Genomic DNA, 19,928 nt, shown 5'->3' with positions numbered 1-19,928 from the left:
AGTGGTTTTCTTCCGAGGAGGCTGAAGTGTTGCCCTAAGGTGCGCGTACTGCACGTAGTGGAATCGGGCGGAGGATTATACTAGTTCGCACTTTATATCAAATACGGAATAACATTTTCCTGTAATATGGAACAAATCTTTCAAAAATCAGCTTTATAAAATGAAAAAATCCGAACTGATTCGAATTTAACTAAAAAATTCTGAATCATCGTTCGGATTTTTCTTTAACTAAACCACTTTGTACCTGTCTCATTTCTTTTTCTTTAACATATAAATACCAATAATAACTAGAATAACCGGCCAAAATGTTTCCATAAACTCCATGACATCATATACCCAATAAAAATAGATGGAGAGCGTATTGGAAAAAATCATAAATACACTAAACCCGATGAGCAGTATTCCCGTAAAATATCCTTTTTTTGTTTTGGATGCTTTAATAAAAAAGGCAATTCCAATGATTAACACGTAAATAGCCCAATGGTCAATCCAAAAATGATATTGTTCTAATCCGTGAAAGTGAATTCCTAATCCCAGGACAACGGTGCCACTGAATAAATGTTGATAGTTTCGATAGGAATAACTGTGGAATAATAAAATAAGACCAATAATAATCAGTACCGTCTGCCAGGAATAGAAATTAGTGATAATAGGTATTTTTAATTGCCTCAGCAGAAAAAACAAACCTATACCTATTAATACATAAGCGATTAATGAATTTTGTTTTTTCATTGTGATTATCCTTTCCGATGTAGCGATTTCTTGCTTATAAGCCTATTGTATGATAAAGTACATTCGAGTTAAAATTTAAACGTTTTTTACTTTGAATTGTTTCAAAATCTGTTCACATTTTATGAAATATAAATGGGGAATACGTGTTATAATAATAGATAATATGTTTTTATAATTACTTTTTATTTATAATTATTATATTGTAGTTGTTCGGTAATGTAACGAAATAGTTGGGGGTCGACAAAAGTGCACATTATTAAAGTAGGACTAAATTATAAAACAGCCCCTGTAGAAATAAGGGAAAAGCTCACCTTTTCAGAAAATACCCTGGAAGAAGCAATTCATGAATTAAAGAAACAAAAAAGTATTTTGGAAAATGTGATTATTTCTACATGTAATCGTACTGAGATTTATGCAGTGGTTGATCAGCTCCACACAGGTCGGTATTATATAAAAAAATTTTTAGCTGATTGGTTTGATATTGACAAACAATTATTTTCACCATATTTGCAGATCATGGAAGATGATGGTGCGCTAGAGCATTTATTCCGAGTTTCTACCGGATTAGATTCCATGGTATTAGGTGAAACACAGATTTTGGGGCAAGTAAAAGAAGCTTTTTTGAAATCGCAGAAACTAAGTACAACCGGTACTATTTTCAATGAGTTATTCAAGCAGGCGATTACATTTGGTAAGCGAGCACATAAAGAGACATCCATTGGAGAACATGCTGTTTCCATTAGTTATGCCGCCGTTGAATTAGCAAAACAAATCTTTGGTAATCTCCATGACAAACATGTTGCCATTTTAGGTGCTGGTAAAATGGGAGAATTGGCAGCAAAAAACCTGCATGGATCTGGAGCAACGGAAATCACGGTCATTAATCGTACGATGGAAACAGCAGTAGAATTAGCGGAAAAATTTCAAGCAAAAGCAGTGGGAATTGATCAGCTGATTTCAGTTCTTGCTGAAGCTGATATTCTTATTAGTTCTACTGGATCAAAATCCGTAGTTATTACAAAAGAAATGGTAGAGAAAGCTCAGGTTAACCGTGCGAAGCGACCATTAGCAATGGTGGATATTGCTGTTCCAAGAGATGTTGATCCAGAAATTAATGAGTTGGAAAATGTTTATCTCCACGATATTGATGACCTTCAAGGAATCGTTGACGGCAATTTAGAAGCGCGAAAAGCAGCTGCTGAACAGATTGAAATGATGCTTGAAAAAGAGATTGTTATGTTTAAGGAATGGTTAAAAACGCTTGGAGTTGTGCCAGTCATTTCGGCTTTACGCAATAAAGCACTAGCGATCCAGCAAGAGACGATGAAAAGCATTGAAAGAAAAATGCCTGACTTAACAGATAGAGAGAAAAAAGTTTTAAATAAACATACGAAAAGTATTATTAACCAATTACTAAAAGACCCAATTACCCAAGCGAAGGAAATGGCTGGGGGCGATCATGCAGATCATGCCCTTGAATTGTTTGTAGAGATATTTGGGATAGAAGATGAGGTAAGGGCGGAATTTAAAAAACAGGCAAAAAAAGATGACACGTTAATGACATTGCAAAAAAACGAATACATCACCTTTCCTCACTTGGAAAAAATTACAAGTGTTAACTAAGAAAAGCGGCTGACGTGCCTTCTTTATGTGCACGATTGCTGGACATACGTAAAGAACCAGATGGCGTTTTGCTTTCTGGTTCTTTTTACTCAGCCTCTTTTTCTTTTCCAATCAGTTCAAAAAAGGTTAAAATATACGTAAAAGTATAAAGGATTAATTATTTATTTGACGATAACAATCGCAACAGATGACCTAGGAGGATTTATTCATGCGTAAAATAGTAGTGGGATCAAGAAGAAGTAATCTCGCATTAATACAAACGAATTGGGTAATAAACCAGTTAAAAGAAGCAGGGGTACAAAATGAGTTTGAAGTAAAGGAAATTGTAACGAAAGGTGACCGTATATTAGACGTAACGTTATCTAAGGTTGGTGGAAAAGGCTTGTTTGTAAAGGAAATTGAACAAGCGATGTACGATAAAGAAATTGATATCGCCGTACATAGTATGAAAGATATGCCCTCTGTAATGCCAGATGGTCTTCTTATCTCTTCGGTACCTGTACGAGAGGATCCGAGAGATGCTTTTCTTTCTAAAAATAATATTCCGTTGATGGATTTACCAAAAAAGGCTGTTGTGGGTACAAGTAGTCTGCGTCGTGCTGCGCAAATCTTAGCTGCAAGACCTGATGTATCTATCCAATGGATTCGAGGAAATATTGAAACCCGAATTAGGAAACTCAAAGAAGAATCCTATGATGCAATTGTACTTGCAGCATCAGGCTTGAAACGCGCCGGCCTTAATGATGATATCGTAACGGAATATTTGGAGCCTGAAGTCGTTGTACCAGCAGTAGGGCAAGGGGCATTAGCGATTGAATGCAGGGAAGATGATACAGAAATAAGGGAAATATTGGATAAAATTAATGATGCTAATACAACCAGAACCGTAACTGCTGAACGAACTTTTCTTCACCTTTTAGAGGGAGGTTGTCAGGTGCCTATCGGTGGATATGCTTATCTTGAACAAGATGATATTATTTTAACTGCATTAGTGGGAACGCCAGATGGAAAAACTATTTTAAAAGAAGTGGTTAGGGGAACAGATCCTGAAGAGGTTGGGAAAGAGGCAGCAAGTTTGCTGATTAGCCAAGGCGCAAAAGATATTGTAGAAGGAGTTAAAGAGGAGTTGGACAAGTAATGTCCTCCTCTTTGCAAGGTCGTAAGGTAATTGTTACGAGGGATATGAAAGGTGCTAAACAATTTTCGAGAAAAATCGTTAAAGCTGGTGGCCAACCAATTGAAGTTCCTCTATTAACGATTACATGTGATGATCGTAAGGAGAATAAACGTATATTTAATGATATTAATCAATATGATTGGATTGTTTTCACAAGCGCAAATGGTGTAGAATGTTTCTTTCAACTAGTCGGGATGTATCATGTTTCCCTAGAGGAACTGAAAACATTAAAGATAGCGGTAGTTGGCCAAAAGACAAATAAAAAATTAAAAAAATATGGTTTTTCAGCGGATTTTGTTCCTTCTCGCTACAATGCCGATACCCTAGCACGTGAATTCCTTTTATCGATTAAGAATCCGGGAACTGTTTTACTTGTTCGTGGTAATTTATCAAGGACTGTTCTTCCCCGGGAATTGAAGCGGGCGAACATCCCTTATGACAGCTTATATGTTTATCGAACAAGGCCAAATGATAAAAATAGAGTTCTTTTAAATAATGTGTTACAAAAAAGTTTTGATTTTATGACGTTTACTAGTCCATCAGCTATTGAGGCATTTTTTACTTTATCGGAATATCCGCTTCATAAGCCATGTGTATGTATTGGTACAACGACGGAACAGCGTGCAAGAGAAAAAGGAATTTCAACTGTTTTGACACCGGAAACATTTACAATAGATGCAATGATTGATTGTATGATAGATTACATAAATAAAAAGGAGTAGAGATGAATGAAGTTTAAACGACATAGACGGTTACGATCATCCGCTTCCATGAGGTCGTTAGTTAGAGAAAATCATTTACGGGTGGATGATTTTATTTATCCAATGTTTGTTATTGAAGGAGAAAATATAAAAAATGAAGTTCCTTCCATGCCAGGGGTATTCCAGGTTTCTATGGACCTGCTGTTGGACGAAGTTAGAGAAGTATATGAGCTTGGAATTAAAGCAATTATGTTTTTTGGAGTCATAACTGCAAAAGATGAAATTGGTACGGGCGCTTTTGTGGACGATGGAATTGTTCAATCGGCAACACGTTTAGTGAAACAGGAATTTCCTGATGTGTTAGTTGTTGCTGATACTTGCCTTTGTGAATATACCGACCATGGTCACTGTGGTGTCATTCACGACCATGATGTAGATAATGATGAATCGTTAAAAATTTTAGCAAAAACGGCAGTATCTCAAGCCAATGCCGGGGCAGATATTATTGCACCTTCCAATATGATGGATGGGTTTGTAGCGGTTATCCGTAAAGCATTGGATGAAGCCGGATTTACGAATATTCCAATCATGTCCTATGCGGTAAAATATGCTTCTTCCTTTTATGGACCTTTTCGCGATGCGGCAGATAGTGCACCACAATTCGGGGATCGCAAAACCTATCAAATGGACCCGGCAAATCGTTTAGAAGCATTGCGGGAGGCCGAGTCAGATATAGAAGAAGGCGCGGATTTTATCATGGTTAAACCAGCCTTATCTTTTCTTGACATTATAAGAGATGTAAGAAATAACTTTGATGTACCTGTTGTTGCTTATAATGTTAGTGGGGAGTATGCCATGATTAAAGCAGCAGCCCGGAATGGATGGATCAATGAAAAACAGTTAGTGCTGGAGATGCTTACGTCCATGAAGCGTGCCGGTGCAGATATTATTCTTACGTATTTTGCAAAGGATGCAGCAGTGTGGTTAAAAGAAGATAATTAAATAGAGGTGAAGAAGAATGAAAAGTTTTGAAAAATCACAGCAAATTTTTGAGGAAGCGACAGGTTTAATGCCAGGCGGTGTTAACTCACCAGTTCGTGCATTTAAATCCGTTGGCATGTCACCTATTGTTATGGAATCTGGAAAGGGCTCAAAAATATACGATGTGGATGGAAATGAATACATTGATTATGTGCTTAGCTGGGGTCCACTTATTTTAGGTCATGCTAATGATCAGGTTGTAACGAAATTAAATGAGGCCGTACAGAAAGGGACAAGCTTTGGTGCGAACACGGATAAGGAAAATAAGCTGGCACAATTGGTGATTGATCGTGTCCCTTCTATTGAAATGGTACGTATGGTCAATTCAGGTACGGAAGCAACGATGAGTGCGATTCGACTTGCTAGGGGTTACACTGGAAGAGACATCATTATGAAATTCGAGGGAAGTTACCATGGTCATGGTGATTCCTTGCTCATTAAAGCTGGTTCTGGTGTAGCTACATTAGGTCTCCCAGATAGTCCAGGTGTGCCTAAATCGGTTGCAAGCAACACGATAACTGTACCATATAACGATTTGGATAGTGTGAAATTAGCATTTGAAAATTACGGGGAAAACATTGCTGCAGTAATCATGGAACCTGTATGTGGAAATATGGGTGTAGTCCCACCACAGGAAGGGTTTTTACAGGAAATGAGAGAAATTACTAGAGAAAATGGTTCATTACTTATTTTTGATGAAGTGATGACCGGGTTCCGGGTTGGTTATCAATCTGCACAAGGGTATTATGATGTAAACCCTGATTTAACTTGTCTTGGAAAGGTCATTGGTGGTGGATTACCAGTTGGTGCAGTTGGCGGCAAGCGTGAAATTATGGAACAAATTGCCCCAGCTGGTCCGATATACCAAGCAGGTACCTTGTCAGGAAATCCGCTTGCAATGACAGCAGGTTATGAAACTATATCGGCACTCAGTCAGGAATCTTATGATGATATTAATAAAAAATTAGATAGATTAGTGGAAGGGTATAAGCTAGCAGCAGAGGATTATAATATTCCTCTTCATATCAATCGGGCTGGGTCGATGTTAGGTGTATTCTTTACAGAAGAGGAAGTTATTAATTTTGAAACCGCAAAAACATCGAACCTGGATTATTTTGCGCAGTACTTTCGTGCCATGGTAGAAGAAGGAGTCTTTTTGCCACCTTCTCAATTTGAAGGTCTGTTTCTATCTACCGCTCATACAGATGAAGACATTGAAAAAACAATCCATGCCGTACGCAAAGCCTTTTCAAGAATTAAATAGTTTGAATGGGCGTTCTCCAAGCTTTTAGACGAATTCCTTAGTTGGTTTTTAAACGAAAGCTCTTTTTTCTAATATTGTTGTTGTGTTACTTGCAGTAGATATAAATGGTGACGTAGTATAGTACACATTGATTTTCGCTACGGGCAGTCTACGCACTTTTTTCTTCTATCCCTAATAAGAAGCAAAGCTATTCCTTAAGCGAGGAATAGCTTTTTTTCATGCATATCCTATAAATATGACTCATATAGATTACTAAGACGCTTAAAGCATATAGGATAATGCTTAGGAGGGAGGAAGTCAGTTGTCTGCTAATCAATCGGTATTTACCTTTGAATTGAATGAAACCCTTTATTTTGATAAAGGACAGGAAGTAGCAGAATTGCGAGGAATATCATTAGATCCTGAAATATCTATTCAAGCTTTTAATGACTATATTTCCATAAGGGGTGTCCTAGAGTTACAAGGAGCATATGAAAAAGCAGAAGATACAGTGGGAAAAGAAGAGAGTGTAGCGGACTTTAGCGGTCTTGATACAAAAAGATATGTAGAAAACGTTGTCGAAACAGATGACAGTTTAGCTGAGTTTACGCACCGTTTCCCGGTTGAAATATCTGTACCTACGTATCGTGTATCTGATATAGATGACGTAGCCGTTAGTGTTGAATCTTTTGATTATGAATTGCCGGAGCAGAGTCAGTTGAAGTTATATTCAACCATCGCCATCCACGGGATTAATCAGGATGCAGAAGTACCTAGAGGAGAAGAGGATACCGTTGAGGAAGTCGAACAAGCTAATCAAACAGAACAAACAGAACAGGAAGAGGACATAGAACAGGCACAAGAACCAATTTTATCAGAAACTGTAGAAGAAGTGGAACAGGATGAAACGGAAGCACCTTCTTTGTTGAATAGGGAAGCAGATTCCTTTGAGTTTGAAATCAAACAAAATCAACAAGAAGATGTCAATCAAACGGATGATTTATTGAGTATTCCGGAAACACCTTCCTTGTCGGAGGAACTAGCAGAATCTGAAGAAGACAAAGTAGAAGAGAAAGAAGAAGGCAGATGGTCATTTAAAACCAAATCCCAGTCTTTTTCTGATTTCTTTGCGAAAGAAGAAGTGAAAAGTGAGGAAATGGAAGAATTAGATGAAATAGTAGATAGTGAGGATAATATAGAACCAAAAGGAATGCATACGGAAATTGTATATGACAATACGTCTGATGAAAGAGATGATGAGGATATTACCTATTTATCAGATATATTCCGTGATTCAGAAGAAGAGGGATATACAAAGATGAGGCTTTGTATCGTACAAAAAGACGATACGATAGAGACGATTTCTGAACGTTTTCAAGTTAGTCCATTACAGATTATTAAACAAAATCAATTAGAAGAAGATTTTGATGTTTCTGAAGGACAGCTATTATATATTCCAGCAAAAAAAAATAATACTCCATAAAGGTAGCATCTCATGAAGATATTACCCCTTGAAGTTGGTTTCAAGGGGTTTTAAGGTGGTGTGGAAGATGACAGAGTATCTTAAATTTGTATTACAGGCATATAATATCTATACGAATAAAATTCATGAAGTGACTCCGAGGCTATTTAAAGTAAATGACCATCAGCAAGCTTATGCACTGAAAAGAAGTGCATTAACAGACAAGGACATTCGAAATTGGGAAGGCGTGTACCGTTTAGCAAATGCAAAAAACTTAGATACGGTATTACCAGTTTATTTGACAAAGGATGGTCAATTTTTCTTTCGTCATAATAACTCGATCTATTATGTGAGTCCATGGGTAGAAGAAACGAACCATAAAAGGAATAAAACATGGATTTCAAACTTTTATGAGACACTTGCTGACGTACATAACAAAACAAAACGTACACAAAAACTACCTATGGAAAAGGTATCTACCCCATTTACCTCTTTCCAATCTTTTTGCAATAATGCAAAAAACCATCTACTGACCTTTGTGCAACAGTTTGAGAAAAAGCGATATATGTCTCCATTTGAGCTGCTTGTTTGTACCCAGTTTCGAGATATTGAATATGCATGCACAGAAGCAGATAAACGGATTCATCGATTTTTAAATGATCATGAAGGTGATGAAATCAAGTGGAATTACTCCTTATGTCATCGGAATCTAAATGCTACACACATAAAGAAATCATATTTTGTGAATTGGGAACATGCTCGATACGATAATCCGGTTATGGATTTAGTCATATTTTTTCATCAGGAGATTGGGCATTTTAACCCTGCATCCGATTTATTTATCGATTTGTTTCCTTCTTATACCAAAATCAATGAACTAACTTTACCTGAGTTGCAACTCCTTTCGATTTACTTGCTGTCACCAGGAGAATACATGCAAACGATCCATCATTATATGAATAATATGAGAACAGAATCGATGGTACAATATGTTACGAAATTACAATATCAGTACCGAAAAATTTTGTTTGGATTAAAATGGTCAGAGTACTTAGAAAGGGAATTTGAGAGCCACGACTTAGATAATATAGAGACTTAAAGGCGTGTTCAAAAAGGAGCATGAAAAGGACCGGTCGGCTAAGATCACGTCCTGGGACTGCGGTTACTCGTCCCGCCGAAAACATTTGTTGCGAGTGCCGACACTAGTACGTCCTGTGCGCCTAAAAGTTTGAGGCGGCGGAGCTTTGAGTAGTGGGCCCCGAGCGTGGTGTGGTGACTTCTACGCTGCCCACAGGACGTGTCGCACTTAGTCGAAGATCCCCTAATTTTCACCGGACTGTTTGAACATCCTTTAAATCCATTTTAAATAAAAACAAATCAATAACCCAACTAATATTCCCAATAAAATTAAGTCAAACGTAGTAGGAAAGAAAATCGTTCGAAATAATTGGAATAGTAATATTGGCAATGTTACATTTTCCAGGACAAAGATACAGCGCCTGGCCCATGGTGGAAGTTTGTATCGATAATATTTCGCCAATGAAATCACCTCAATTTTCATGGTAGTCTTTTATTTTGGTCTATTCATAAGCATTGTTGCTTTTTATTCGCTGTAGATATAAACTGCGTACTAACTTTAGACGATATGTTGGAGCTATATCTACCGCTACGGAAATACACTACGCACACCTTAGGGTGACCCGTGAGCCTCCTCGAGCTGACGCGTATGAAGTCCGCTATCATTATTAGAACAAGCGAGAGCATCATGATAGGAATTTTCATTAGTCAGGAGTTTATAGATTTTGTGTCTAAAGCAACTAATTTTTCTCGGTAGGACGTGTAACTATAGTCCGTTTTTTTGAAAAACAGTCATTATTTTTAATATAATATGAATACATACACTTGTTTTGTGAAAAACTATGAATATATGTTGACGTATGTTTAAGTTAGCTATAAAATATGGATATTAAATCACTATGTCATATAGAAATGCGATGATTGGGAAGAGTACAAAATAAAACCTTCAGAGAGGGAAATCCAGCGCTGAAAATTTCCTAGGATTCTTTATTTTGGAAGGTCGCCCATGAAGCAGCTTCTTTGAACTTGCATTAGAAGAAGCCGGTGATATGCCGTTATTCGAATGAAGTGTATCAATCCTGTTTAGCATGGGATTGATAAACAAAGGTGGTACCACGGAAATAAACCCTTTTCGTCCTTTAATAGGATGGAAAGGGTTTTTTAGTGTGAGAGATGAATGAGGAGGAATATAAAAATGAGTGAAAATGAATATTCTGCACTTCCGCCGAAGTACAATCCACAGGAAGTGGAAAAAGGCCGATATCAATTTTGGTTAGAAGGGAAGTTTTTTGAAGCTACTAACGATCCGGATAAGGAGCCATATTCCATCGTTATCCCACCACCAAATGTTACTGGAAAATTGCACTTGGGGCATGCGTGGGATACTTCCATGCAGGATACCATTTCCCGAATGAAACGGATGCAAGGGTATGATGTTCTGTGGCTTCCTGGTATGGATCATGCGGGAATTGCCACTCAGGCAAAAGTAGAAGCAAAATTGAAAGAACAAGGTTCAAATCGTTATGAATTAGGCCGTGAGAAGTTTCTTGAACAGTCTTGGGAATGGAAAGAAGAATATGCTGATTTTATCCGGTCTCAATGGGAGAAATTAGGCCTTGGTCTGGATTACTCTCGTGAACGTTTTACGTTGGATGATGGATTATCTGATGCAGTGAAAGAGGTTTTTGTTAAGCTTTATGAAAAGGGATGGATTTACCGCGGGGAATATATTATTAACTGGGACCCGACTACCAAAACGGCACTATCTGATATTGAGGTTATCTATGAAGAAGTTCAAGGTAAATTCTATCACATGAAATATCCAATAAAAGACAGTGAAGAGACGATTGAAATAGCAACAACCCGTCCGGAAACAATGCTTGGGGATACAGCAGTCGCTGTTCATCCGAAAGACGAACGATATAAGCATTTAATTGGCAAGAAGGTTATTTTACCGATTGTAGGAAGAGAGATTGAAATTGTTGCCGATGAATATGTAGATATGGAATTAGGATCTGGTGCTGTAAAAATTACGCCAGCTCATGATCCAAATGACTTTGAAATTGGAAACCGCCACGATTTGGAGCGGATTCTCGTAATGAATGAAGATGGCACGATGAATGAGAACGCTGGTAAATATCAAGGTTTAGATCGTTTCGAATGCAGAAAACAAATTGTCAAAGATCTTCGGGATATGGATGTTTTGTTTAAAATTGAAGAGCGTGTTCATCAAGTTGGGCATTCAGAGCGAAGTGGAGCAGTTGTGGAACCATACTTGTCCACACAATGGTTTGTTAAAATGCAGCCATTAGCTGATGCAGTTATTGAAATGCAAAATAACGAAGATGAGAAAGTAAACTTTGTGCCTGAAAGGTTCGAACGCACCTACTTGAATTGGATGGAAAATATTCGTGATTGGTGTATTTCCAGACAACTATGGTGGGGACACCGTATTCCAGCCTGGTACCATAAAGAAACCGGAGAAGTTTATGTAGGAAAAGAAGCACCAAAAGATGTAGAAAACTGGGAGCAGGATGAAGATGTACTCGATACATGGTTTTCTTCAGCACTATGGCCATTTTCTACAATGAATTGGCCAGATACAGAATCCGAAGATTTTAAACGTTACTTTCCAACCGATGTTCTTGTAACAGGGTATGATATTATCTTCTTCTGGGTAGCACGAATGATTTTCCAATCTAAAGAATTTACTGGACAAAGACCATTTAAAGATGTCCTTATACACGGTTTAATTCGTGACGCAGAGGGGCGGAAAATGAGTAAATCTTTAGGGAACGGTGTCGACCCTATGGACGTCATTGAAAAATATGGTGCAGATTCCTTAAGGTATTTCCTGCTTACCGGATCCACTCCAGGGCAAGATTTGCGTTTCTACTGGGAAAAAGTCGAGTCCACTTGGAATTTTGCGAATAAAGTATGGAATGCGTCCAGATTTTCTCTAATGAATATGGAAGGTTTCAAGTATGAGGATATTGATTTAACTGGAGAAAAATCACTTGCAGATAAATGGATTTTAACGAGACTGAATGAAACAATTGAGCACGTAACTAAGAATACGGATAAATATGAGTTTGGAGAAGCGGGGCGTCATCTATATAACTTCATTTGGGATGAATTATGTGACTGGTATATTGAGATGGCGAAACTACCGTTATATGGTGATGATGAAGCGAAGAAAAAGACAACTCGTTCTGTACTCGCTTATGTATTGGATCAAACGATGCGCATGCTTCATCCATTTATGCCATTTATTACCGAGGAAATTTGGCAAAAACTTCCTCATCAAGGGGAGTCAATTACCGTTGCTGCATGGCCAAAGGTAAGAGAAGACTTTCATGATGAAAAAGCATCCAACGAAATGAAGCGTCTTGTTACCATCATTAAGTCTGTACGTAATATTCGTGCAGAGGTAGATACCCCGATGTCCAAACCGGTAAAGATGCTAATTGAGGCTGAAGGTGAATCGGTAGTAAATGAATTGGAAACCATCAGAATGTATTTAGAACATTTCTGTAATCCAAGCGATTTAATCATTGACCAGAAGGTAGATGTTCCAGACAAAGCTATGTCCGCAGTGGTAACAGGAGCAGAAATTTATTTGCCGCTTGAAGGATTAATTGATTTTGATAAAGAAATCAAGCGCCTAGAAAAAGAGTTAGAAAAATGGAATAAAGAAGTAGAACGAGTACAGAAAAAACTTGCTAATCAAGGTTTTGTAAGCAAAGCTCCACAAGCAGTTGTAGAGGAAGAAAAACGTAAAGAGCAGGATTACCTGGATAAGCAGGCAAAAGTGAAGACTAGACTAGCCGAATTACAAGGTAATTAAATAAATGATTAAAAGCAGAACATGCGCTCTGCTTTTATTATCTGGTTCTTTGTAAGGGAATCTTCGAGTAAGCCACCGTCTAAAATAAACGATTTTTATCGAAAAAACACAGGATATGACACACGATTTTTTAATAGTGTGACAGTATTCGTCTTACTTTTTATTGTCTCTATGCTAGAGTGATTTTAACGACTCTAGCAGAGGGAGGGGACAAAGGTGGACAAGAATAAACAAATTATCGTCAAAGAAAATGGTAAAGTAATAAGAAAATATCCAGATCAACTATTACATTCATCAAACCGTGAATCAGCAGCTACCCTTCAGGAGTCTGATGACGATCCCGTACAAACTTTTGAAAGGAAAATGATTTCACCTGAAGCAACTTTAAAAAAGTCAAGTAAATTCACTATGTTTAAACCAATATTAATAGCGATTTCCTCTGCTATAGCAATTGGTTTGGTCCTAAGTGTCATAATGTTTCAGGTTCTCATAGATGTGGAAGACGGGCTAGCTAATCAAACAGTAACCGGTATGCAGGCTACAAATGGGAATCAATTAGATGAAGAAGAAGTTACCAACCAAACTGCCTCCGATGGTGCGGTTGAATCTTCAAGCTATACATTAGAGCCATTACAGGCATTCGTGCTGCAGGCTGGTGTTTTTTCAGAAAAGGAAAATGCAGAGGTTTGGGCGGACAATTTTTCAAATATAGGATTACCTTCATTGATTTGGCAGCGTGGAGAACAATATTTCCTACTTATAGGTCTTGCTGATTCTAAAGAGCAGGCTGGCAATATTGTTAATGATTTGGATACTGGTGAATATGATCTTTTTGTTAAAGAATGGTCTACTACTCAAGGAGAAGTGGATTTAACGGAACAAGAACAAAATTGGTTAGTTTCCTTTCAGCAGACCTGGCAAGAGAATATTAGTAAGACAGATAACTTGTCCAAAGATAACTGGGGTGATTTACCAACTAATAAAATCAGTGAATCCGAAAAATTGTCTGCATTTGTAAATTCTATTGAAAATATGGAGACATTAAATGGTATTGAAGCCCAGCAGCATTTACTTCAACTGATGTATGAATATGAATTATTAACACGTGGAACAGGCAGCGAATAAAGTTGCCTGTTTTTGCATTTTATGTGGAAAAGGCGGTATAAAATACAATTTCCGCTAGAACTTTTATTCATTTTTGATTCAAGAAACCTATACAAAAGCGTTTTTTGATGATTTGTCATGATATTCCGTACTCAAGTAAGATGATGGTATCTGAAAGAAAGGAGATAAAATATGTCATCACAATCCATTATGATTAAAGATGTTCCAAAAGAGGACCGGCCCAGGGAACGTATGCTTAAATTAGGGGCGGGACATTTATCAAATCAGGAATTATTAGCAATCCTATTAGGAAGTGGCACGAAGGAAGAGTCGGTTATGGCATTGTCAAATCGAGTTTTGATGCATTTTGAAGGTTTAAAATTATTAAGAGATGCGACGGTTGAGGAATTGGTTGCTATTAAAGGAATTGGTTATGCTAAAGGGGTTTTGCTATTATCGGCTATTGAGATCGGAAAAAGAATGAATCAGTACAGGTCGGAAGAAAAGTATATTATTCGCTCCCCTGATGATGGTGCAGACTATATCATGGAGGAAATGCGGAATTTGAGTCAGGAGCATTTTGTCGTTCTGTTTTTAAATACAAAAAACCAAGTGATTCACAGACAGACGATTTTTATTGGGAGTCTCAATGCCTCAATTGTACACCCGAGAGAAGTGTTCCGTGAAGCCGTAAAACGGTCAGCAGCCTCTATTATCGTTGCTCACAACCATCCATCCGGAGACCCCACCCCTTCCCAGGAAGACATTCATGTAACACGACGGTTAGTGGAGTCAGGAAAGATGATAGGAATTGAACTTTTGGATCATCTAATCATCGGAGACCGAAAATTTGTATCATTAAAAGAAAAAGGATACTTATAACACTATCTATTTTAGAATTTTTTTCGTATAATTATATAGAATAAATATGTAGCGCCATTTTCGATATATGTATTGAATGTGGCGCTTATTGAGATGATATTTTAATATGTGAACTGGTCTCGATATTCATGACCTGAATGTTTGCAACATCCAAAATTAATCGATATAGTTAACCTACATAAGTTAAACGAATTGTATAGTTGGAGAGGAAGATATAGTTGGGCGGATTAAGCTTTTTACAAGATTTAGGTATAGACTTAGGTACTGCAAATACATTGGTGTTTGTTAAAGGAAAAGATATAGTAGTAAGAGAACCTTCAGTTGTAGCGAAAAATACAGAAACAGGAGAAGTAGAAGCAGTAGGGATGGCTGCTAGAAATATGATAGGGCGTACGCCAGGAAATATTTCGGTTATTAGACCGATGAAAGATGGAGTTATTGCAGATTACGATACGACCTCTGTGATGATGAAATACTATATACAAAAAGCAATGAAGAAAAGATCTTTCTTTGCGAAAAAGCCAAATGTCATGGTATGTGTTCCTTCCGGGATTACGATGGTAGAGGAACGTGCTGTTATTGATGCGACAAAACAAGCTGGTGCAAAAGATGCCTTTCCAATTGCTGAACCATTCGCAGCCGCTATTGGAGCTGGGCTGCCAGTTTGGGAGCCAACCGGAAGTATGATTGTTGATATCGGTGGAGGTACAACAGAAGTTGCGGTTATTTCATTAGGTGGAGTTGTAACCAGTCAGTCCATTCGCATTGCAGGAGATGATATGGATGAGGCCATTATAAACTACATAAGAAAACAATATAGTTTGTTAATTGGCGAAAGATCTGCCGAATCGATTAAAATGGATATTGGATCGGCTGGTGAAGTAATGGAAGATAAAGAGTTGGATATTCGCGGCAGGGATTTATTATCCGGTTTGCCGAAGACAATTACTATTACAGCAAAAGAAATTGCAAGGTCACTAAACGATACGGTGGAAGCAATTGTCGAAGCAGTTAAAAATACATTGGAAAAAACACCTCCAGAATTGTCTGCAGATATAATGGATCGGGGTATTGTATTATCCGGTGGAGGTGCATTGTTAAAAAATCTCGATAAAGTGATAAGTGATGAGACCAAGATGCCTGTATTTGTTACAGAAAACCCATTGGATAGTGTAGCAATTGGAACAGGTAAATCTTTGGAGTACATTAAACATTTCCGTTCCCATCCGAATGTATCTTCTCGTCCTTCTATAGATTAAGAGGGTGTAGTAATGCCGTTTTTTCGTAATAGACGATTATTTATTTTTTTAATTGGATTTATTGTACTTGTTGCATTAATCGGATATTCGTTAAGGGAACGAGATAATGTAACAATGGTAGAACAATTTATAAATGATACGGTTGGTTGGGCGCAAAATGTCATTCATGTGCCGGTTACATTTATCACGGATATTATTTCAAATATTGATGATTTAAGAAATACGTATAATGAAAATCAAATATTAAGGGAACAACTGGGACAATATAAAGGACTTATTTATGAAGTACAGGAATTGAAGGAAGAGAATGAAGAGTTAAAAAATGCATTGGAATTAACCGAATCAGACTCGATTAGAGAATTCGATGCCATACAGGCTACCGTTATTTCCCGTTCTCCAGAGCAATGGCTCGATGAAGTGACAATTAATAAAGGAAAACAGCATGGAATAAGAGAGAATATGGTTGTTATTACTGCTGAAGGAATGGTTGGTAAAATACAAACGGCTCAACAATACACATCTAAAGTACAATTACTCACTGGATTTGACCAATTTAATCGTATTTCAGCCACCATTTCACGTGAAGAAGGAAACGATATATTTGGAATGATTGAGGGATTTGACAATGAAACGGGTACCTTGTTGTTCCGTATTATTGAAGAATCTGAGAAGGATGTAGACGAGGATGAATTAGTGGTCTCCTCTGGTATGGGTGGGGTGTTCCCTGCCGGAATGGTTATTGGAACGGTAAAAGATGTTGTTCCAGACCAATATGGTTTAACACGTACGGCACTTGTAGAACCAGCCGCAGATATGTATGAAATAAATCATGTCATGGTGTTGGACCGAGCTGCTGCAGAGGTTGAAGAAGTAGAAGAGGAGGAGGAAGAATGAAACGCGTATATATTCTTTTATTCCTCTTTCTGTTTCTCATTTTGGAAGGTGTCGCCATCAAGTTTTTACCGTCCAGCATTGTTTTGAGTGAACAAATGATGGTTCCGCACTGGATTCTACTGATTCTTATTTTTGTAGCGGTTTTTTTTGATAAAGGACATACGTATCATGCGATTCTGTATGCAATCATATTTGGTTTTTTAGTTGATATTGTCTATACTGGGATACTAGGGGTATATATGTTTTCCTATGGTATAGTAGTATATATTATTCATAGCTTGAAAAAGTTTCTTCATGGGAATTTTTTTGTCATGCTTTTGTTTAGTATTTTAGGACTGATACTAAGTGATTTATTAATTACGTTTATTTACGATTTAGTAGGAATCATAAAAGTTAGCTGGGAACATTATTGGTTAGATCGTTTAGTTCCAACCGTAATATTAAACCTAGTGTTTTTTATTATATTATATCCAATTCTAGTGAAGAGGCTTATAGCATGGGGAAGTGAAGCGAACTGGGATTAATATGGACTAATCGGTAAATAGACAAGCAACTGGTTATGATGTTAATGAGGTGAACTAATTGTGCAGGATAAGAAACAGTTAATTACAATCAAGGGTACAAGGGAAGGACTAACACTTTTTATCGATGAATTATGCTCATTTAATGAGGCTATTAAAGAACTTCATGATAAAATTATTAAGAATAAACCAAAAAAAGATGACCCAATTGTATCTGTCAGAATAAAACTTGGCAATCGTTATTTAGAAGATGATCAGGACAAACAGCTGACGGAGATTATTAATCAGGCAAACGGTTTTAAAATTGATTCGATTGAATCAGAGGTTATTCGCAAAGAGGATGCGTTAAAATGGAAAGAAGACAGCAAGATAAAAGCGATTAATCGGATTGTCAGGTCTGGCCAGGTTCTGGAAGTGAAAGGTGATCTCCTACTAATTGGGGATGTTAATCCAGGAGGAAAAGTAGTTTCAACTGGAAATATATATATTATGGGTAATTTATATGGAATTGCCCACGCAGGTGTTGATGGCGACCGAAATGCTTGTATCGTAGCATCCTATATGAAACCGACACAGCTTAGGATAGCGGATTATATTAGTCGGGCCCCAGATTACGAGTCTGATGGTGTATATATGGAATGTGGTCTTGTAGATGAAGGACAAGACAAGATCATTATTGATAGGCTGCAAGTTCTTTCAAATAAAAGAAAAGAATTAAGCAGATTTGAAAGGAGAGTACAAAATGGGTGAGGCAATCGTAATTACTTCTGGTAAAGGCGGCGTTGGTAAAACAACTACATCAGCTAATATTGGAACTGCGTTAGCATTAATGGAGAAAAAAGTATGTTTAATAGATACAGATATTGGTTTGCGAAATCTGGATGTAGTTATGGGCCTGGAAAATCGAATTATTTATGATATTGTCGATGTAATTGAAGAGCGATGCAAATTAAAACAGGCATTAATTAAAGACAAGCGATTTGATTATTTGACCTTGCTTCCAGCAGCACAAACGAGCGATAAAACTGCTGTTACAACCGATGGTATGAAAAAAATTATTTCGGAACTAAAACAAGAGTATGATTACATAATTATTGATTGTCCTGCAGGGATCGAACAAGGTTTTCAAAATGCAATTGCTGGTGCCGATCGTGCCATTGTTGTCACTACACCAGAAAAATCCAGTGTTAGAGATGCCGATCGAATTATTGGTTTAATAGAAAAAGAGGATATGAAAGAACCACCAAGACTGATTATTAATCGTATTCGCAATCATATGATGAAATCAGGCGACATGATAGATATTGATGACATTGTTCAATTACTTTCTATTGATTTAATTGGCGTTGTTATTGATGATGAAGAAGTAATTAAAGCGTCCAATAAGGGAGAACCAGTTGCCTTGCACCCAAATACTAAATCTTCCATTGCGTATCGAAATATTGCTCGCAGAATACTTGGAGAAACAGTACCTTTACAATCGTTGGAAGATGAAAAAGGAATGTTTCAAAAGGTGAAAAAATTCTTTGGTATAAGAGCATAGATTGAGAGAAACTGAGAGGGTTTCAGTTAAAGAAAAATCCGAACCATGATTCAAATTTCTTCCGTTAGAATTTGAATTCGTTCGGATTTTTTCTTTTTACACGTTAGGATCCCACCGAAGATTTGTTGCTTTTGTCACTAAATACATAAACTGCGAATTAAAGAAACTTCTTAGAGTAGCTCTCGCTTGTTCTAATGATGATAGCGTGTTGCATTCAACTCCGGCAGAATACTTGCGGTTCGTGGGCACGACCTCAGCCTCCTCGCGGAAAACCGCCGCTGCTCAGGTCTGGAACGTGCTATTCCACAGGAGTCTATGTATTCTGCCTACGCTGGTATTGTCTTTCTGAATTAATGTTTAGCTATAACCTGTAATTAGGACGTTTTTTCACCTCAAGTGAGACCTTACTTAACTAAGTAACAAAATACGTACTCAACCAGATTACTTTCTGCTCGTAAGAAATCTAGCTTTGTATTTTAGGGGAAAATATGTTTTTTTAATCTAATCAAACATCAATTAGTAACATCCGTAGAAAGTTGAATAGCTCACACCAGCGGAGGAAATACACGGAGACTCCTGTGGGAAAAGTGGCCAAAGTAAGACCCCTAAAGAAGACAGTACGAGGAGGCTCACGGGTCACCCGCGGAAAGCGTAGTGTGTCTCCGGAGCGGTAAATTGATGCTCCAACAGCATCTAAAGTTATGTAACAGTTTATATCTACTGCGCTGTTAGAATTGCGAAACTTACGAAAATCATCGTGAAATCCTTTGCTTTAAGAACGGAGTGTTTTGTAATGTTGCAGCTTCTGTTTTTAGCTTTTCC

The 19,928-nt window shown here is 37.5% G+C and carries 17 protein-coding genes and 1 other annotated feature; of the genes, 15 read left to right on the top strand and 2 right to left on the bottom strand.

What is annotated here, in order from left to right; genetic code table 11:
• Positions 1-249: 249 nt before the first annotated feature.
• Positions 250-732, bottom strand: coding sequence for a LiaI-LiaF-like domain-containing protein (locus GMJ66_RS15395; RefSeq protein ID WP_156291210.1), 483 nt, complete (start codon positions 730-732; stop codon positions 250-252).
• Between the two features lie 246 nt (positions 733-978).
• Here GMJ66_RS15395 and hemA point away from each other — a divergent pair, with 246 nt between their 5' ends.
• The 7 genes from hemA to GMJ66_RS15360 all read left to right on the top strand — a co-directional run bounded on the left by hemA (position 979) and on the right by GMJ66_RS15360 (position 9,078).
• A complete protein-coding gene (gene hemA / locus GMJ66_RS15390) occupies positions 979-2,355 on the top strand; it encodes a glutamyl-tRNA reductase (RefSeq protein ID WP_156291209.1) in 1,377 nt (458 codons plus the stop codon).
• 208 nt (positions 2,356-2,563) lie between these two features.
• Positions 2,564-3,493, top strand: a complete 930-nt coding sequence (hemC, locus tag GMJ66_RS15385) for a hydroxymethylbilane synthase (protein ID WP_156291208.1) — start codon at positions 2,564-2,566, stop codon at positions 3,491-3,493.
• On the top strand, positions 3,493-4,254 hold the full coding sequence (locus tag GMJ66_RS15380; protein WP_156291207.1) for a uroporphyrinogen-III synthase: 762 nt from the start codon (positions 3,493-3,495) through the stop codon (positions 4,252-4,254). Before hemC ends, GMJ66_RS15380 begins: the two co-directional genes overlap by 1 nt.
• A 6-nt stretch (positions 4,255-4,260) precedes the next feature.
• Complete coding sequence (gene hemB, locus GMJ66_RS15375; protein ID WP_156291206.1) at positions 4,261-5,235, top strand: porphobilinogen synthase; 975 nt, start codon at positions 4,261-4,263, stop codon at positions 5,233-5,235.
• A 16-nt stretch (positions 5,236-5,251) separates the two neighbouring features.
• The gene (gene hemL, locus GMJ66_RS15370; RefSeq protein ID WP_156291205.1) at positions 5,252-6,538 is read left to right on the top strand and encodes a glutamate-1-semialdehyde 2,1-aminomutase; all 1,287 of its coding nucleotides are present in this window, start codon (positions 5,252-5,254) and stop codon (positions 6,536-6,538) included.
• Positions 6,539-6,839: 301 nt separating this feature from the next.
• A complete protein-coding gene (gene spoVID / locus GMJ66_RS15365; RefSeq protein WP_156291204.1) occupies positions 6,840-8,000 on the top strand; it encodes a stage VI sporulation protein D in 1,161 nt (386 codons plus the stop codon).
• A gap of 67 nt (positions 8,001-8,067) precedes the next feature.
• Entirely contained in the window at positions 8,068-9,078 is a 1,011-nt protein-coding gene (locus GMJ66_RS15360) for a protein kinase family protein (protein ID WP_156291203.1), read from the top strand.
• Between the two features lie 252 nt (positions 9,079-9,330).
• Here GMJ66_RS15360 and GMJ66_RS20775 read toward each other — a convergent pair whose 3' ends face one another.
• On the bottom strand, positions 9,331-9,519 hold the full coding sequence (locus GMJ66_RS20775; RefSeq protein ID WP_231514948.1) for a hypothetical protein: 189 nt from the start codon (positions 9,517-9,519) through the stop codon (positions 9,331-9,333).
• Positions 9,520-9,964: 445 nt separating this feature from the next.
• Positions 9,965-10,199, top strand: a binding site (T-box leader).
• A 52-nt stretch (positions 10,200-10,251) separates the two neighbouring features.
• Here GMJ66_RS20775 and GMJ66_RS15355 point away from each other — a divergent pair.
• The 8 genes from GMJ66_RS15355 (at position 10,252) to minD (ending at position 19,106) form a co-directional block, all read left to right on the top strand.
• Complete coding sequence (locus GMJ66_RS15355; RefSeq protein ID WP_156291202.1) at positions 10,252-12,903, top strand: valine--tRNA ligase; 2,652 nt, start codon at positions 10,252-10,254, stop codon at positions 12,901-12,903.
• Positions 12,904-13,119: 216 nt separating this feature from the next.
• Complete coding sequence (locus GMJ66_RS15350) at positions 13,120-14,028, top strand: SPOR domain-containing protein (protein ID WP_156291201.1); 909 nt, start codon at positions 13,120-13,122, stop codon at positions 14,026-14,028.
• A gap of 171 nt (positions 14,029-14,199) precedes the next feature.
• Complete coding sequence (radC, locus tag GMJ66_RS15345) at positions 14,200-14,889, top strand: RadC family protein (protein WP_156291200.1); 690 nt, start codon at positions 14,200-14,202, stop codon at positions 14,887-14,889.
• 218 nt (positions 14,890-15,107) lie between these two features.
• Positions 15,108-16,148 carry a rod shape-determining protein gene (locus GMJ66_RS15340; RefSeq protein WP_156291199.1) on the top strand — a complete coding sequence of 347 codons (1,041 nt, stop codon included), beginning with the start codon at positions 15,108-15,110 and terminating at the stop codon, positions 16,146-16,148.
• A gap of 12 nt (positions 16,149-16,160) precedes the next feature.
• A complete protein-coding gene (mreC, locus tag GMJ66_RS15335) occupies positions 16,161-17,042 on the top strand; it encodes a rod shape-determining protein MreC (protein ID WP_156291198.1) in 882 nt (293 codons plus the stop codon).
• Positions 17,039-17,566: a rod shape-determining protein MreD gene (gene mreD, locus GMJ66_RS15330; protein ID WP_156291197.1), complete on the top strand. Its 528-nt coding sequence runs from the start codon at positions 17,039-17,041 to the stop codon at positions 17,564-17,566. The genes mreC and mreD overlap by 4 nt, the downstream gene beginning before the upstream one ends.
• 60 nt (positions 17,567-17,626) lie before the next feature.
• Complete coding sequence (gene minC, locus GMJ66_RS15325) at positions 17,627-18,313, top strand: septum site-determining protein MinC (protein WP_156291196.1); 687 nt, start codon at positions 17,627-17,629, stop codon at positions 18,311-18,313.
• On the top strand, positions 18,306-19,106 hold the full coding sequence (gene minD, locus GMJ66_RS15320) for a septum site-determining protein MinD (RefSeq protein WP_156291195.1): 801 nt from the start codon (positions 18,306-18,308) through the stop codon (positions 19,104-19,106). The genes minC and minD overlap by 8 nt, the downstream gene beginning before the upstream one ends.
• The last annotated feature ends 822 nt before the right edge of the window (positions 19,107-19,928 follow it).

The organism is Oceanobacillus salinisoli (genome assembly GCF_009733865.1).
GTDB classification, from domain to species: domain Bacteria; phylum Bacillota; class Bacilli; order Bacillales; family Amphibacillaceae; genus Oceanobacillus; species Oceanobacillus salinisoli.
The sequence above is the reverse complement of the archived record's forward strand: the minus strand, read 5'-3'. Positions and strand labels throughout refer to the sequence as shown.